Source organism: Nitrosopumilaceae archaeon (assembly GCA_035631875.1).
In the GTDB taxonomy this organism is placed as follows: Archaea; Thermoproteota; Nitrososphaeria; order Nitrososphaerales; family Nitrosopumilaceae; genus TA-20.
On the sequence record DASQHX010000006.1, the window covers coordinates 18,395 to 35,430 of the forward strand.

Annotated in this window: 18 protein-coding genes; 8 read left to right on the forward strand and 10 right to left on the reverse strand. The window is 37.7% G+C overall.

All coding sequences use genetic code 11. The features are described from left to right. Positions 1 to 37: 37 nt before the first annotated feature. The 3 genes from VEU72_01005 to VEU72_01015 all read left to right on the forward strand — a co-directional run bounded on the left by VEU72_01005 (position 38) and on the right by VEU72_01015 (position 3,580). Positions 38 to 703: a hypothetical protein gene (locus VEU72_01005; protein HYL65711.1), complete on the forward strand. Its 666-nt coding sequence runs from the start codon at positions 38 to 40 to the stop codon at positions 701 to 703. A gap of 17 nt (positions 704 to 720) precedes the next feature. Further along, positions 721 to 2,118 carry a hypothetical protein gene (locus VEU72_01010; protein HYL65712.1) on the forward strand — a complete coding sequence of 466 codons (1,398 nt, stop codon included), beginning with the start codon at positions 721 to 723 and terminating at the stop codon, positions 2,116 to 2,118. Between the two features lie 205 nt (positions 2,119 to 2,323). Next, positions 2,324 to 3,580, forward strand: a complete 1,257-nt coding sequence (locus VEU72_01015) for a fibronectin type III domain-containing protein (GenBank protein ID HYL65713.1) — start codon at positions 2,324 to 2,326, stop codon at positions 3,578 to 3,580. 240 nt (positions 3,581 to 3,820) lie between these two features. Here VEU72_01015 and VEU72_01020 read toward each other — a convergent pair whose 3' ends face one another. Both VEU72_01020 and VEU72_01025 read right to left on the reverse strand, forming a co-directional pair. Continuing rightward, complete coding sequence (locus VEU72_01020) at positions 3,821 to 4,612, reverse strand: collagen-like protein (GenBank protein ID HYL65714.1); 792 nt, start codon at positions 4,610 to 4,612, stop codon at positions 3,821 to 3,823. Positions 4,613 to 4,749: 137 nt separating this feature from the next. Continuing rightward, positions 4,750 to 5,010 (reverse strand): hypothetical protein, encoded by a 261-nt coding sequence (locus tag VEU72_01025; GenBank protein HYL65715.1) that lies wholly within the window; start codon positions 5,008 to 5,010, stop codon positions 4,750 to 4,752. Between the two features lie 491 nt (positions 5,011 to 5,501). On the opposite strand from VEU72_01025, the gene VEU72_01030 reads away from it, so the two are divergent. Next, positions 5,502 to 6,242 (forward strand): choice-of-anchor C family protein, encoded by a 741-nt coding sequence (locus tag VEU72_01030; GenBank protein ID HYL65716.1) that lies wholly within the window; start codon positions 5,502 to 5,504, stop codon positions 6,240 to 6,242. Position 6,243: 1 nt separating this feature from the next. Continuing rightward, positions 6,244 to 7,023 carry a hypothetical protein gene (locus VEU72_01035; protein HYL65717.1) on the forward strand — a complete coding sequence of 260 codons (780 nt, stop codon included), beginning with the start codon at positions 6,244 to 6,246 and terminating at the stop codon, positions 7,021 to 7,023. A gap of 114 nt (positions 7,024 to 7,137) precedes the next feature. Here the strand turns inward: VEU72_01035 and VEU72_01040 are convergent, their stop codons facing one another. Continuing rightward, complete coding sequence (locus VEU72_01040; protein ID HYL65718.1) at positions 7,138 to 8,778, reverse strand: YIP1 family protein; 1,641 nt, start codon at positions 8,776 to 8,778, stop codon at positions 7,138 to 7,140. 123 nt (positions 8,779 to 8,901) lie between these two features. Then, positions 8,902 to 9,126: a universal stress protein gene (locus VEU72_01045; protein HYL65719.1), complete on the reverse strand. Its 225-nt coding sequence runs from the start codon at positions 9,124 to 9,126 to the stop codon at positions 8,902 to 8,904. 65 nt (positions 9,127 to 9,191) lie between these two features. Between VEU72_01045 and VEU72_01050 the strand changes: the two genes are divergently transcribed. Then, complete coding sequence (locus tag VEU72_01050; protein ID HYL65720.1) at positions 9,192 to 9,416, forward strand: hypothetical protein; 225 nt, start codon at positions 9,192 to 9,194, stop codon at positions 9,414 to 9,416. A gap of 121 nt (positions 9,417 to 9,537) precedes the next feature. Here VEU72_01050 and VEU72_01055 read toward each other — a convergent pair whose 3' ends face one another. Then, positions 9,538 to 9,951, reverse strand: a complete 414-nt coding sequence (locus VEU72_01055) for a PPOX class F420-dependent oxidoreductase (GenBank protein ID HYL65721.1) — start codon at positions 9,949 to 9,951, stop codon at positions 9,538 to 9,540. 106 nt (positions 9,952 to 10,057) lie between these two features. Between VEU72_01055 and VEU72_01060 the strand changes: the two genes are divergently transcribed. Both VEU72_01060 and VEU72_01065 read left to right on the forward strand, forming a co-directional pair. After that, positions 10,058 to 10,891, forward strand: a complete 834-nt coding sequence (locus VEU72_01060; protein ID HYL65722.1) for an alpha/beta hydrolase — start codon at positions 10,058 to 10,060, stop codon at positions 10,889 to 10,891. Between the two features lie 110 nt (positions 10,892 to 11,001). Continuing rightward, positions 11,002 to 11,631 (forward strand): type VI secretion system tube protein Hcp, encoded by a 630-nt coding sequence (locus VEU72_01065; protein HYL65723.1) that lies wholly within the window; start codon positions 11,002 to 11,004, stop codon positions 11,629 to 11,631. Positions 11,632 to 11,753: 122 nt separating this feature from the next. On the opposite strand, the gene VEU72_01070 is transcribed toward VEU72_01065, so the two are convergent. From VEU72_01070 to VEU72_01090, 5 genes are all read right to left on the reverse strand, one after another. Further along, positions 11,754 to 12,533, reverse strand: coding sequence for a hypothetical protein (locus VEU72_01070; protein HYL65724.1), 780 nt, complete (start codon positions 12,531 to 12,533; stop codon positions 11,754 to 11,756). A gap of 105 nt (positions 12,534 to 12,638) precedes the next feature. Next, on the reverse strand, positions 12,639 to 14,504 hold the full coding sequence (locus VEU72_01075) for a YncE family protein (protein HYL65725.1): 1,866 nt from the start codon (positions 14,502 to 14,504) through the stop codon (positions 12,639 to 12,641). Positions 14,505 to 14,693: 189 nt separating this feature from the next. Beyond that, positions 14,694 to 15,872, reverse strand: coding sequence for a 6-bladed beta-propeller (locus tag VEU72_01080; protein HYL65726.1), 1,179 nt, complete (start codon positions 15,870 to 15,872; stop codon positions 14,694 to 14,696). Then, a complete protein-coding gene (locus VEU72_01085) occupies positions 15,862 to 16,059 on the reverse strand; it encodes a hypothetical protein (protein HYL65727.1) in 198 nt (65 codons plus the stop codon). Before VEU72_01085 ends, VEU72_01080 begins: the two co-directional genes overlap by 11 nt. 14 nt (positions 16,060 to 16,073) lie before the next feature. Continuing rightward, positions 16,074 to 16,850, reverse strand: a complete 777-nt coding sequence (locus VEU72_01090) for an MG2 domain-containing protein (protein HYL65728.1) — start codon at positions 16,848 to 16,850, stop codon at positions 16,074 to 16,076. Positions 16,851 to 17,036: the final 186 nt, after the last annotated feature.

Sequence of the window (17,036 nt, forward strand, 5' to 3'; positions counted from 1 at the left end):
TGTATGAATCTGAATTCTACTACGATCATATTTTTATATGTCTGAGCAGAATAAGAGCCGATTACGTGGATTGAGAAAAATGTTTACGATGAATGACAAGAGAATTCTTATTGCAGGTGTAGCAATAGGAGCAGTCTTGTTTATTGGCGGCTTTTTGGCATACCCATTTTTCACACATTCATCTGGACCAAGTCAGTCAGAAAAGTTTGGTGTTAGTGGATATGCAGTCATCAAAGCATATCATAGCGATGGAACACTTTATGCAACTTGGGAGGGCCACAACTCTTTGACTGATAGTGCACGAAGTTTTATTGCAGACTGTGCTTCAGGGCTGGCTACTAGCTTTCCCTTTTCACCACCTGTTGGTTGCTCGTCTTGGATGACGGCAATTGACCTGAGGGATTCAGGAGGATCTCGTGTGGGACAATCAACTACAACCAATGCTGGTCTTCCAACTGGCTGTGTTCCTGGAAGCTTTCCTGCTTGCACTGGATGGAAGAGCACTGCTACGTTTGATTTTAATACTTATCTTGGTGGGTCGGGAAATAGTGCTGGCTGTACAACCTATCCATGTAACATTGGACAGGTACTTGGAGGTTCTAGTGTTCAGGCCGAAAATTGGGATCTGATAAATGTGAGCCCAGCTATAACTGTCAATTCAGGAGACAGGCTGATAACAACTATAACATTCACAATATCCTAGTAGATGAAATCATCAATATGAAGCACAAAGTAGCCAAACTAGTGCTAATTACCTTACTTGTTCCCTTGTTTGGAATAGCATACGCTGTTGTTACAAGCCAGAGTTTTGATGAGACATTTGGTATAAACGAATCTCTTAGTACACAATTACTTGCAACAATAAAGCAACCATTTGGTGAAATTATTGGCGTGGGTGATTCCCTTAGTACACAATTGCTTGCAACAATAAAGCAGCCATTTGGTGAAATATTTGTTGTAGGTGATTCTCTTAATGCACAACTCTTAGCAGCTATAAGGCCAGCAATGGGAGAACCGCTTGGAATAGGTGATCAACTTACGGCACTGGTTGTTTCAAATGTAATTTCAGGAACATCTTCTACCGCAGTCACAACTGATAGTGCCGGGCATACAATTTTGACAGGAAAAGATAGCACAGGCAAAGTTCTTGCGCAGATAGTTCTTCCTCTAGGAACAATAGGAACTCCAAGCATAACTTTTACTACAAGTGGTGCAGACATGATGACCCAGACAACTGGTATTACCGTGCCATATCCACCAGGAAAATCAATAAAGATGAATAGCAATCCGGGATCTACTAAAGCTTGCATTGTTGATAGCCCAACTAGCGTTTCATTGCAAACTGTTTCCTGCATAGAGAATAAAAGTACATCAACGATTGTTTTGGATTGTAGCACAACTGGTATTACCAGAACAGTTTCAGGCTTCCCAAATACTCCAGCTTCTCGTACCTATACCTGCACCATTTCAAACGAGGGTGGGCAGAACTACATCAAAGTCGATGGTCTAGCTTTTAGCACTGTAATCATAGATAACACACCACCAGAAGCTTACAACCAATTTGATCCTCTAACCAAGAATGACCTAGTCTTTGGTCGTGATGCTCTCTCTGGTGTGCAACCAGGATCAGTAACGCCGCTTTCTGTGATTCCAACTAGATGGGGTGATGATGGAGATAAGCAAGAATCAAGTGATCAAAACGAGAACCAGAATGGACCAAATAATCAAGGTAATGCTGAACTAAGAACATATCTTGTTTCTGATCTTTTAGGAAATACAATTAGTCTTGTAGAAAAGGTCAAAAAACAAGATCATGAAATAGATGTAAAGATGGTTAGTGTAAAATACAATAATGGTGTAGTGATTAAACTTGGAGAAAATGAGAAACAGTTCAAGTGGTCACTTGGCAAAGACGGCACGCTAAAAGAACTAGATCAAGAAATGAAAATAGGACGCGATGGAAACAAACAAACTGTAAAGGCAGAATTTGACTCTAAGAAAAATAAGACCACAGTCACAGTAGAAAAGCCAAGACATGAAACAAAGAAAGACTTTGCAGGATTGGTGTTGTTAAGGATGGCTACAAGCAATGGAAATCTTGGTATAGAATTCCCATAGAATTTTTCAAATAATTCCTTTAATGCTATTAGAGTTAAGATCTACTTTTTATTACAAGTTTTGTCTTGTGATAAAGACACAATAGTTTATGAAGAGTCCAAAATTCAAATCATGATGGTATCTGGGTCTCCATAAGGACTCGAACCTATTTTCTATCTTTGAGAATTTTATAATCATTAATATTGCATAAATCTCAAAAACTACAATGCGTCAAATACAATCGTTAGACAAACTGATGAATAGTAAATTTATCGCAATTACACTTGCCATAATTATATCAATTATTGCACTCGATCAATTTCATTCTGTTAATGCCGAACTTCAGACGGGAAAAAGCTATATCATATATGCAAACGGGCATGACGTTGGAAATAACATAGCATACACACTAGAACTGCAATTATTGATCGGATCAGGATCTTCCAATAAAATTCCGATCTACTTGGTAGAGGGATTGATAATTCATGATGGTCAAGATTTTATAACTTCTAGTAATTGGAAAGGCACTCTTCTAAAAAATGACGGATTAATTATGCTTTCAGGAAATGCTACCACTTATGATGGAACTCAACTATCCATGATATTATTTGGAAAATTGGTTAATAACACAGAAGATGGTGCAAATTATAAACTCGTAGGGCGTTTGATTCATAAAAAACAACCCATTATTTTAACTCAAATTACTGAAATAATAGACGTCCACTCTTTAACTCAAAAACAAATTTACAAAGAAATGCCGCACATATTTATAAATCAAAATAAAGATTTGCAAAGACTTGAAGTGCAACCAACAAAAAAAATTGATGCTATTACTGTTATAGTAAAGCAACCAGGAAGGGTGTATACTCACAATTATATTTATAGTGTTACAGCAAAAGTTTACCTGCTCAAAGAAAACCCAAAAGACGATTTTTATCTACATGGAGGTGAAGTACAAGGCGCACATATCAATATCAGTATAATAAATCAAAATGATGAAATAGTAGAATCATTTGACGGCATAACTGATAGGTTTGGATTTTTTTCTAATCTATTTATCATACCCGACGACTTTACTGCTGGCACATATGTGGTTCATGTAACTGCAGAAAAAGATGGAATTAATGATACTGATGATAGTGTGTTGTACGTATTTCATCCACCAATACGCGAGGCAGCTAAAACTGTGGCACCTGTAATTTCGCCAGATTCACCAACAGGATTGGCTGCAACTACCCAAAACAAAAATAAAATAGATCTATCATGGATTGCTCCAACTACTGTTAATGTCCGAGGTTATGAAATAGATCGGGAATCACCTGTCGGCGCTGGATGGATAATATTGACAACTGTTATGGATAAAAAAACAAATTATTCAGATAAGGGTTTGCAATCAAAAACAGAATACAATTACAGAGTTTCTGCAATCTATGTAGATCATACAAGTGGACCATCAAATGCTGCAAGTGCAATAACAAAATAAAAAAACTGGAAAGGAGTTTGTAGCTACTCCAAATTAGCTTACTGCGCACTTTTTGTTGAATTTTTTTCACAAAAATTTCTGGTTCTCGCACCCACTGTCAGTCCAAAAACCATTGGGTCCGCGGAATTTTTTATGAAAAGATTGGGCTGAAATTATTACAGAACAGTATCTGGATCCCTACAAGATTCGATATTGATCTAGTTTGAAGGTTTAAAAAATAAAAAAGAAGGTGGGTCTCCTTTATGGTCCCACATGTACGCACTCTGCTTCTGCAGCCCAACCAGGTGGTGAATTGGTGCCCTGCATCGCTACCGTCCATCCTGGAGGATAGGCTAGTGAATTTGACCATAAAATCTGTACATTTGGTGGATTATCAATGGACCAAGAAAATCCTCCACCAGTTGCCACATCACCCAAGTGACAAAATGCACGAGAAGTAGAGATGTTTGAATGGTCAGGTTCTGGAGTAGCACTTAAGTCTTGAACCCGGTAAAATGTCACAGCGGTACTTCCTGTCCCAGGTGGACCTGCTGGACCCACTGGGCCTGCTGGACCTGTTGCACCTGTTGCACCCACTGGACCAGCTGGACCTATTGCACCTGCTGGACCTGTTGCACCAGCCTGGCCTTGTGGACCTGTTTGACCGCAAGTTACTGTTTCGTACTTGTCATCAATGATTTTTATCTTGACAACCTGCACTTCGGCTGGGATCAAAGGGTATTGTGAAACAAATGATTGCAGTACTTGTTGGTTCAGATCTACTACTGTGTTGGGTTGATCAACGACTTTGAGATCAAATTGGTGGTGATTTAAATTTGAGAACCTCTTGGGCAGATCTTCTACGGTAAATATGATCTTGTCCCAGTGTTCAACTTGACCAATTGGAGGACAATCAGATGTTGGAGTTGTAGGCGCATTTGTTACTTGGGCCAATGCCGTAGTAAGTGTGCTTGATGTAAGAAAAACCCCACTTAGAACTAGTGTTGTTGCTATGCTCAGAGCGAGTATTGTTTTGTTTTTATTAATAGTCATTAGTAAAGCGGATAAGCTCGCATGTATTTGTACATGATCTCTATAGAATTCAAATTTCCAAATTTGAAAAGACAGTCTTGGTCCAGACCTATGATAGTCTGGACAAAAATAAAAGACATTGATTCAAAGCGAGATTTTTAATTTTGTATGCCGAGAAGTTTTGCTAATTCATTAGGAATTTCGTTTTTTTCTTGCTTGGATTTCATGTTTAATTCCTTTGCAAATTTTTGTATTGGATTAAATTCTTTTTCTATTGTTTTTTGTTCTACATTAATTATTTTCAATATTGCATCTCTAATCAATGTGGATGAAGTACAGCCTACTACGTTGCAAACATCTAGCAATCTACTATGTTCCTCTTCGGTCAGCTTTGTGGAGACTACTCTAAAGTAGACCATGGTATACATAGGTACGACTAGGTAGATTAGTAGCGCTAAAGTTTAGCATGAGACATACCATTTTTTAGGCATCTAAAGTGGGTGAATATTTTATTCTTTGTCGGTGAGCTCATTTAGGGAATCAAAATAAAAAATTAGATGATCATACCACTAGTAGTAATCTACTAATTATATGGATCATCGCTCTCTTTTGGTTTGTTATAATATTCTCCTAAATGATTTTCATCACATGTACAAGATCCAAGAGTCTTTTTACAGAATCTACAACGCTCTGTCAATTCACTGATTTAAAAATACAAGATATTAAAATCATTATTTTCAACAAATCATAATGTAAGCGAGCTTGACAGAACTTGCACTCTTGCTTATCTAGATTAATTCTTTTAAGAAAAACGATATTTAAAGTACAAAGTTTGGAGCGTTTTCCAAAAGTGAAAAGATCATTTTATATACATTAGCGATCTGTCGATCATCGGGTTAGGGGTTTGGGGATGAAAATAAATGGTAAATATCTTTCATTTGTATTGATAGCAGTAATTCTTATTGGCACTTCAGTTTTATCGATTCCTCAAAATGCATTTGCAACAACAAACCTTGCATCTAACGGAAGCTTTGAGAATCCAAATTCATGTAGTTCCCCATTCACCACATTAAACTCTCCTAGTACTACTATAACAGGTTGGACAGTTGGAGGTCAAAGCATTGACTGGATATGTGGTTATTGGGCGGCCTCAGATGGCACTAAAAGCATTGATTTGAGCGGTAATGCAGCAGGTTCTGTCAGTCAAGATCTTACTACCATACCAGGGGCAACATACGCCGTAACTTTTGACATGTCAGGAAACACTGATGGTGGTAATACCATCAAACAATTGACAGCTACTGCACCTGGTTACTCTCAGCCACATACCTATGATACAACTGGTCACCATAGTGGTACAAATTGGGTACAGCACTCTTTTTCATTTACTGCAACAGGTACTATATCCACACTATCGTTTACAAGTAATGAATTAAATCCATATGGTCCAGCTCTAGACAATGTCAATGTAGTTTTATCTAAATGTCCTGCTGGATTTGTACCTGGAGAACGGGATAATACATGTGTTCCATCTAATACTTCAATTCCAGAATTTCCATTTTCATTTAGCTTGGTAATAATATTTGTTGCAGTAACAGCAGTGTATCTTGGTATAAGACAAAAGATGATACCGGGCTTTAAGAGTTTTTAGCTTGAAGAATTTTACATATATTTCCATTTTTGCAGTTACAATAATTGCCCTAATTGGATTTTCCAGTCATGATGCTCACGCTACCCCTTTTACTGCAGTAGCAAATGGAAACTGGAATGATCCTGGCACATGGGGAGGTGCAGTTCCCGGTCCGTCTGATGCTGTTATCATTCCAAACGGATTTACAGTAACCATTCCAAGCGGACTCCTAGTAACAGTTGCACCCGGCGGCACCATCACTAACTCAGGTACCATCAACATCAACACCAGCGGCGCCATCGGCAACCTAGGCATCATCACCAACTCCGGCACCATCACCCTCATCAATGGCGGCACGCTTGACAACTCCGGCACCGTCTACAACTCCGGCACCATCACCCTTAACTTCGGCACCATCTACAACAACTCTGGCGGCACAATTACCAACAACTCTGGCGGCACCATCAACAACAACGGCGGCATCGTCAACGAGGCTGGTGGTAACATTACCAACAACGGCAACATTACCAACAACGGCAACCTCACCAACTACAGCACCATCACCAACAACGGCACGATCACCAACAACGCATACATCTTCAACACCGATGGCACCATCAATGAAAATTGTGGAAGTACTTTTACAGGTAATTCTGTTTTAGGCCATGCTCCAATTAACATACCATGTCCACCATCAATTCCAGAATTCCCAATTCCATTTAGCTTGGTAATTATTTTTGTTGCAGTAGCGGCAGTGTATATGGGTATAAGACAAAAGATGATACCCGGCTTTAAGATTTAGAAACAATTTCCAACAAATCATAATGTAAGCGAGCCTTACAGGACTCGAATCTTTATGCTCAAATATTAATCCGAAAATAGTTATTTCATATTGACTAAAGACATGCCTATGAGATTATTTCTCAAATTCGATCAATTTATCAGATGTACCATTAATTACTCTAATCGATTCGGAATTAATACTTCCTAAATATACCAAATTCGAATCAGGGTTTGTGATAATACTTGATTCCCCTAAACTATCCCCTATGAGAATTTCTGCTTTTATCTTATCCGTCTGACCATCAATCACTGAAACTGTTTTAGGATCTGAATTTATAACATAAATCTTATTTGATATTGGGTTTACTGTCAGACCAATTGGTTTACCTGCAACCTCTATGGTTTTCAATATTTTATCGGAACTTCCATTGATTACAGAAATGGTTGAGCTGCCATTTACCCAAGAACCTAAACTTGTAACATAAATAATATTTGTTATAGGGTTAACATCTATTTCCCAAGGTCTTTTTCCAACTTGAATGATATTTGAGACTTGAAGAGATTTACCATCAATAACAAAAATTCTATCGTCATAGGGGTCACCCCTTCCTGAATTATTATTTGTGACATAGATTTTGTTTGTTGTTGAATCGACAGCGATTGAGGTCGGATTTTTGCCAACCATGATTGTTTTTACAACCTTATTTGTTAATCCATCAATAACCGAAACTGAATCTGACCAGAAATTTGCAACATAAACCATGTTGGTATTAGTGTTGATCGCAATGTCTTTAGCTGATTCACCAACCTCTATGGAAGAAATAATCTGATAATTTGCACCATTAATCACATCAACGACACTTTTGTATGAATGAATTTCATCAGACATCCTGCCCACATATATGAGATTTGTATTTGGATTTACGGCAACAGATAGTGGTAAATGAGAAAACCTTATTTGCTGAATTAATTCATTTTTTGAGCTGTCTATTACTAAAAGTCCAGCATAACCAGTTCCGATACTTGGATTAGTTATTGCATATAGCTTGTTTGTGACAGAATTGAATGCCATATCTCCGACTGGTTTGTTAACTTTGATACCAACAGTAGAAGCTGAATATGTCGCATGGTTATTTGATGGTGCTGGCGTGATAGCACCCATAAAGGCGTTAGAACCAAGTAGAGAACTCAGAATTATTACAATTGCAATTATGGCAATAATTAAACCCGAGATCAAAAAAGTCGCAATAGATCTTCCAGTACTAAACCCGTGAGCTTCCCTGCATGCTATAATTGAAAGTATTATTGACCAAACGAATACTGGTAACATCGCAGAACCGACAAATAATAATTTAATTAATCCATGTGATTCGTGATTCGTAACAGAAGGAAGTATTGAGGTATTCATGTACGAAATTATTGTACTCATTAGAATTGCTGGAATGACCCCTGCATATTGAAACGAAGAAAACAATCCCCTAAAGTTTGCTTTTCCTTTAAGAAATCGTCCTACGTATAACACTAGACCAGTAATAAGAAATTCTACACCTATGGAAGCCCCAATTAAAAAAAACTGTAAAGTTTTTTCAAAAGTTGAACCAGTCAATTTTGATAATTGATTGTCAACCTGTAGTAATTCAGAACCAATCGATAATGCGACTAATATGGCAATTGCGGCAAAGAAATAACTTTTACCATTTTCGTTAATTTCTCTGAGGGCAGACTTGGGATGTATGACAACATCCTTCAAAATAGTCAGTCGTCTATCTATCAATTATTCTCGCCTATTGAAATGATCGAATTTAGAACTAATAACCTGCGTATGTTTTAATTTAGTACAAACTCGCTATCTCATGATTCCAACAAATCAAAACTCAAGTAATGAAATAGTTATCTTCTATTTTACAACGATGACTTCGCATGGAACGTTTTGTGATACACCTTCTGACACACTTCCAAGTAGTTTTTTCTTCAGACCTGTCAATCCCCGAGAACCCATTACTATGAGATCAACCTCATGATCCTTTGCATATGATGCGATTGACTCATGCATAGGTTTTCCTGAAAGAACCATCGGACCAATCTGTCCAAGAATACGACCATAAAATGCAAATAATTCCAAAGTGGAATCTTAATTTTGTAAAAACTTCCTCAACTTTTATCATCAATTAATCAATATGACCTAACATGTCACAACATGATGATTGTAAAACACTGAACTTTACACTCCTCAAGGCAGATATAGACAAAATCCTTGGCTCTATTGACAAATCTGCATCAAAACAGTTAACCAACTTGCTTGGGAAGAATTATCTTGAATCAAATTACTGTTATCAACGTCCTGATGTTCTATGTGTTCTCTTAAAGATGATATATGGTAAATCATATGTTGAAATGATAAAATCAATTTAGAAAATTTTCTTTGATTAAAGATCATTTTTAATTTTAAACTAATATAATCTTGTTTTAAAGAAGGTACTAAACCAAATGAACAAAACAACTAATGGGCCCAAGACAAGATTATAGATTCGTATCAGCTAGACATGTGAAAGACCTTGTCTGGTTTTATTTTCAGAATGATTCGCTTTTCACTAGGTGCTCTAAATGGATACTTGTCTACTCCAAGATATTTTTTTGCAAGCTTGTCAATATGCTCATCTGCGCCGTTTCTAGTCTGCTCTACAACTTTGCCCCTAATGGTAACTGTGTTGTAGGGATTGTCCTTATCAACTATTGATAGTGCCACTCGCGAGTCTCGCTCAAAATTCTTTTGCTTTGTTCTTCCCTCTGCAGTGTTGACCAGAAAGAACTGGCCGTCATAATCAATCCAGACGGGGGTTATGTGAGGGGAGCCGTCATTCATTAGCGATGCAATGAATGCAAAATTCTTTCCCCTAAAAAGGCTGATTGCAGAATCTGTAAGCTCTCGGCTGACTTGCATGGACATACTAGGACTTCAAATTACTTAAGGATTAAAAGAAAACAAAAATTAATTTTTCTGAACGCTTATTTATTAGCCAGATAGTCTTGCCAGAAATTGGTGTGTGTAGATAATGCCGTTTGTGAGCGTCGGTAAGGAAAACTCGAGTTCAATTGATCTCTATTATGAAGATCATGGATCTGGAAAGCCAGTTGTGCTTATACACGGGTACCCGCTTAGCGGAGCTTCATGGGAAAAGCAAATTCCAATCTTGCTTGATGCAGGGTTTCGCGTCATCACATATGATCGCAGAGGCTTTGGTAACTCTAGCAAGCCGACAACAGGCTATAACTATGATAACTTTGCCGAGGACCTTCATAAACTTGTGAAACATCTGGGGCTACATGATTTTTCTCTGGTTGGATTTTCGATGGGAGGTGGAGAAATTGCTCGATACTTTGGAAAGTACGGATCCAAAGGCGTGAAAAAAGCAGTCTTCATAAGTGCTGTTCCACCTTTCTTGCTTAAAACGCAAGACAATCCTGAAGGGGTGGATAAAGCTATCTTTGATGGGATTCAAAAAGCAATAGCAGCTGATCGTTATGCATTCTTTACAGAGTTCTTCAAGAATTTCTTCAATACTGATTTGCTTTTAGGCAAGAAAGTGAGCGAACAGACAGTCCAAGCATGCTGGAATCTAGCTGCTAGTGCGTCTGCCATTGCAAGCTATGCTTGCGTACCTACTTGGCATGAAGATTTCAGAAAAGATCTTTCCCGAGTCGATGTGCCAACTCTAATCATTCACGGTGATGCAGATCGTATTGTCCCCCTATCAGCATCAGGGGAAAAAACAGCAAAGTTAGTCAAAGAGGCACGGCTGGTGATAGTAAAGGATGGGCCTCATTGTATATCATGGACACACGCAGATGAAGTAAACTCTGCATTACTGGACTTTCTCAAATCCTAATTTGTTCTTTGATTTATTCTAATAAAAATAAAAATTGAAGTACCAAATTTAGAAGCTTTCCAAAAATGAAAAGATCATATGTAAATATGTCAATATTGTCTTCTTTTTTAATGCACAAAATACTTTTAGGTGCAATAATTGCAGCGGCATTTTTGCTGGCTTATCCCAGCTTGATGATACCGCAACAAAGTATTGCCCAAACAACAGATCAGAGTACAAGTACAGGCGGGACAACAGGTAGTGTACTGCAATGCAACACATCAACTCGCGCAGGGGTATCTATGACAATAGATGGATTAAATGGAGTAAATGGAAGCCCATGCGTATTTGAGATAAAGGATTGGAGCTTTGGTGTAGAAAATCCAACTACAATAGGCTCTGCAACAGGAGGTGCTGGTGCTGGCAAGGTCAGCTTCCATGATATTCACATCACAAAGACGACGGATAGCGCATCACCAACTTTGTTTCTAAATTCTGCAACTGGCGCACACTACAAAACAGTTACCATCCAAATGCGAAAGGCTGGCGGTGATCAACACTCAGCATTCTTAAAGTTCACCTTTGGTACTGTCTTTACTACAAAAATCGACTGGAGTGGACCTGGAGATGAAGGGCCGGAGGAATCAATCACCTTTGTCTATGGATCACTTGGAGTACAATACATACCACAAAGTACTGATGGTACAGTTGGTACGCCTATAACAAATTGCTTTGATTCTGTACGAAACACAATTTGTTAGCTTACACTTCCCCTTTTATTTTTTAAATCCTAACTTTTGGGTGCGGACATATCAGTCCTAGTCTTACATGACTCGAAAATTTGAATTCGGGCCAGTCAAAGTCTGACATTTGTTCTGGTTTGTCACACTTGTTCAAAATGGCGTAAATCAGGAGAAGTAACATCTTCCTTTTTCCATAGTTTTCTATCTTTTAGACATTGTCTCTGTTCGTCGTTTACTGGAAGATCATGTTCAATGAACACAGGAATATCTTTTACACCTAGTTCATCTGCTGCAACAGCTCTGTGTCTGCCATCATGATAAACAAACCGGCATTTTACCAAATCCAATTTTAGAAATGTGGCATCTTGCGGCTTGCATTTTTCAATTCTTTTTCGTTTGTGTTTTACAATCAATTCAGTAGTTCGTACTTCATCTTCTGTTCTCTTTTCAATAATTTCTCCCGCAAAAGCATAGTTGAGAAACTCGGATGGTTTCATTGTGGTATAAAGCAGTCTACCTGCACCAGCGTCTTTGGGGAAATTGGCATGAAACCCACCTGTCCTACTTCCTTCTTCGATGAAATAATTGGGATCATTTCTTTTTATTGCAGGAACTGGAATGCTTGGGGTCCATACGTGATTTTTTCTCTTCTTTCCTTTCTTTTTGCACATTCCATCAAGCCTTCTCTGAAACATTTCAGTAATAGATGATGGAGAGGATTCTAATGTTTCTAGCATACGTTCTGCCTCTGATCGTAATGGAACTGTTGCAAGATATCTTTTAGAAGAAAGACCGTATTTCTTTTTGTAAATCTTTTCCATAACATCAAGTAACTTACAATCATTTAGCCGGTTAAGAAAAACATCATTACGCTTTTTGGTTATTTTTGCTTTTTTCTTTCTCTTTGTACCATCAGCCACATTTCATAACCATCGCATCTATCTTATATTTTCTCCAATAAATCATTGAGCGAGTCTTACAGGACTTGCCTTGTTTGGAATTTGTAGTCTGACAAATTGCAAAAACTAAACTATTATGATGCCATTATCAATCAAATACTGAATTCCTTTTACAAATTCATCATCAGATATCTGATCATTTGCCCACCAACCAGCATCATTTTTTATCCACTGTGGTATTTGGCCAGGTTGTAATGATGTGTACTGAACAGTTTGAGGAATTTTGATTATTTTCTGTTGAATAAGGTATTGTATTCCTTTCATAAAATCAGAATTTCCAACATGTCCGTATGCCCACCATCCTGCAGTGAGTTTTACCCATGCTGGAATGGAAATAGTCTTTGATTCTTGGGATGTTTTGCTTGGAAAGACTGGTATTGATGGTTCATTATTGGTATGTGCTGTATTATTTGCAAGTTTCGTAAATTGTGCAACTGTCATGTTTGAAAATATATCGTAGAAGACACGGATTGGAAGAACTTTTCCATTTTTAAATATTAAATATTGTGCAGCATCGTATGTGTTATTAAAATACGGAGAATATGATGGAGACATTACTGTTACCATCTCTCCATATGGATTTTGCTGCATGATATTTGAAACAGTCGGCGGAACTAACATGTTAAGATAGAATTGTTTATGCAATTGGACTCCGTTAACTGAGAAGGTAATCGTTCCATTGTGCCAACCACTTGATGCGTTAGGTAAAATCACAAGCGATATTGGGAGTGTTTGATCACCTTGTTGAATATTTATGGCCGAACCTGATTGTAAAACAAGCCAATCTAGTTGATTTGAGATATTAACTAAAACTCCATTCAAGTTCTGGTTGCTGCTAAAATTTAGAGGGAGAGAAGCACCTGGAAATGCCCCAACGCTAAATGATGGTGGATTCCAAATAATTGCTGTTGATGCAATTGTTGTGTTATTAGCCTGAATTTCCTTTGCAACAGGCTCGATAGTTGATATTGTATAATTCTCATCTACAGTATTCTTAATAATTGAGATTGAATCATTATAGTTGTTAACCACATATTCCAAATTTCTTTCTGTATCAACAGCTACCTTGGAAGGGGCCATATCCATCTTGATTGTAGCCACAACAGTATTCTTGAATCCATCAATTACTGATACACCATCATATGAGGAAGATACATAGATTGTATTTGTTATGGGATTAACGGTTATTTCATGTGGATAGCCAGTCACTTGGATATTTCCAACTACCTTATTGGTATTACCATCTATGACGGAAACAGAATTATCATTTTGATTTGCAACATATATCTTGTCTGTTGTGGGATTTACAGATATTCCATAAGCTCCTTTGCCCACAAAGACTTCGTCTACAATCTTATTCGTGGTTCCATTAATTACATAAACTGAATCTGTCTTTCCTTGTAATGCGCCAGTTCTTGAATTTGTAACGTAAATCATATTGGTATTTGGATTGACAGTTACAAAAACTGGGTTGATTGCCTTAATCTTATCCACTATCTGGTTTGTCGTTCCCTTTATGATGTAAATTGATACATCTGAGACAGGATTGACGACATAAACCGTATTGGTAATTGGATTGACAGCAACATCACATGAACATAAACCAGTTTCAAATTGGCCTGTTACAGCATTCTTGTTTCCATCTATGACAGATACCTTATTTGTCAAATCATCAACGTAAATGGTATTTGTTTTTTCATTGATTGCTATTCTGTTGGCATCGTAACCAACATCGATTTTACTAATTATGTTAGTGGTACTTCCATTAATTACGTATACTTGACCAGAATGAGTACTCATGTAAATTAAATGAGTTTTTGAATTAACGGCAATTCCAGATGCTTGCTCATCTGTATGCCCCATAGTGTCTAAAGTATACGCAAATACATTATCTGCAAACAAAGAAACTAGTATGAGATTCAGGATAACCAAGGTTACCAACGAAAGATATGGCATATTTTTTGATTCGATTTGAAGACTAATACTATGAGTATGTCCTGATTTAGTACAAACGTATCATCTCATGCGATTCCAACAAATCATAACGGGTGAGTCTTACAGGACTCAGAGACTTTCTGAATAAATCTGAATCTTGTTGAAAATATTATTACACCAACCGAATCAGCCAAACTGTGATAGATAGTTACCGTTAGAATCAAACTTTTCTATTCTGTTATTGGTTAAATCTGTAACGTAAATATTTCCTGAACTGTCAATAGTGATTCCTTCTGGATTTATGAACTGGGCATGGCCTGAACCTAGTGAGCCAAACTGTGATAGATAGTTACCGTTAGAATCAAACTTCACTATTCTGCTGTTGCCTTGATCTATGACATAGATATTGCCAGATCTGTCAACTGTAATCGCATTTGGACCTTTGAGCTGACCATTACCTGAACCTGCAGTACCAAACTGTGATAGATAGTTACCGTTAGAATCGAACTTTTCTACTCTGCCGTTTGAGGGGCTATTAAAATCTGTAACGTAAATGTTTCCAGAGTGGTCAAGTGCAATCCCAAATGAACCAGCAATCTGGCCCTGACCTGAACCAGCAGTACCAAACTGTGATAGATAGTTACCGTTAGAATCGAATATCTCAATCCTGCAATTGGTCTCATCTGAGACGTAAATTTTTCCAGAGCTGTCAATTGCAATGGCAGTTGGATTTTGGAACTGGCCGTTGCCGTAGCCTGCAGTACCAAACTGTGAGAGATAGTTACCATTTGAATCGAACTTTTCTATTCTATTATTGCCAGAATCTGTGATGTAAATGTTATTTGCTTTGTCAATTGCTATATTTTGTGGAAAATGCGTCTGTCCGTTGCCTGATCCTTGCGAGCCAAAATACAACTGAAATACTCCTGCGGAATTGAATTTTTCTACTCTATCATTATCTAGGACGTAAATGTTGTCTGAGCTGTCAATTGCAATGCCAGATGGAAGGTTGATTTGGCGGGAATTGGTACTAAAATGATTTGAACTGTACATATTATTGAGTATTACACCAAATAATACACCATAAATAATTATTACAAGTGCAATTCCAACTGCACCTATTACTATTCCCAGAGTGAGTCCTTTTTTTGCCATTCTCTTATCTTCGTCTTTTATGACAAGATACATTATCAGACCACCCATGATTCCAAAGAAAATTGGTACCAAGTACCACGCTTTAGATGGCCTTTTGGCTGGTTCGGAAAAACTTTCGGTTGCTTTTGATTTTTCTAAAAGCTTTCCACAATTTATACAGATATCGGCATCAGGTGACGGTAATTCTTTACCACAATTTTTACAGTACAATAAACTCCGTCTCTTTTAACATCATATGAGTGTAGATTGTTGCTGTAAGACCAGTTGGTGGATCTGGTAGCGGTGGTGTTTGTGCTATTGCTTGCGAATTGAAAGCAAAAAGACTACATATTACAAATATTGAAATTGTTAACAAGAAAGACTTTTTGAGTTTACTGTCATCTTTCGATTTTTCCATTGTGTATTTTGTTCCTATTGAGATGGTGATCTATTCTGTTGCAGATAAAATGTTGCAGAATTTTCCCACTCGTTGCCGTCATATGATGATGTTACTACTGCTTGATATGAACCTGATTGGGCAGACGACGGTAAGTTGAATTGCAAACTTGCAACACCTGTGATATCGGTTGTAGCAGTCTTTGAGACAACGGTGATTCCCGTTGGGTCTTTGATGTCTACTTGAATATTTTGGTGTTGATTTATACCCGAGAAAACTACTGTAAGCGTTACCGTATCTCCTGAAAAGTATGATGATTTATCAGTCGAGATTGTAAGGCTGATGTGGGACGATGGTTGAGTAGATGATGAAGGTATTTGTGCAGTTGACTGACCAGATAAGGGTTGAGGAGATGGTGGAGGTGTTTGTGCAGTTGACTGATCATATGAGGGTTGAGGGGATGGTGTACAACCGCCATCAGCCATTAGTTTTCTAGTTGCAGTCATTGGCCATGCAGATTTAGCCACTTCTGCTTTATACATATCACACTCTGCAGCAGACAACTTTGGTGTAAATGGATGTAATAGTACCATCAATACTCCTGCAACAACTGAAATTGCAAATATTGCCACAGTCAAAATTATGCTCAAAATAATGCCCTTCTTGGCCATTTTTCTATCAGTATCTTTTAGGACAAGATACATGACTAGACCTCCTATGATTCCAAAGAAAATTGGTACTAGGTACCACGCTTTAGATGGTCTTTTGGCTGGTTCGGAAAAACTTTCGGTTGCTTTTGGCTCATTTGCCATGTTTGATGATGTTAATTTGAGACTATGAAGCTGTGTATGTTACAATTCCCCACAAACATGCTATCTCATCATTCCAACAAATCATAATTCACGATATTACGGTGTAGAGGAAATTTGTGTGTATGCAGAAGGTTGTACTAAATTAGAACACACTCATCGTATTAATCAATAAATCGTAAGCTCAGA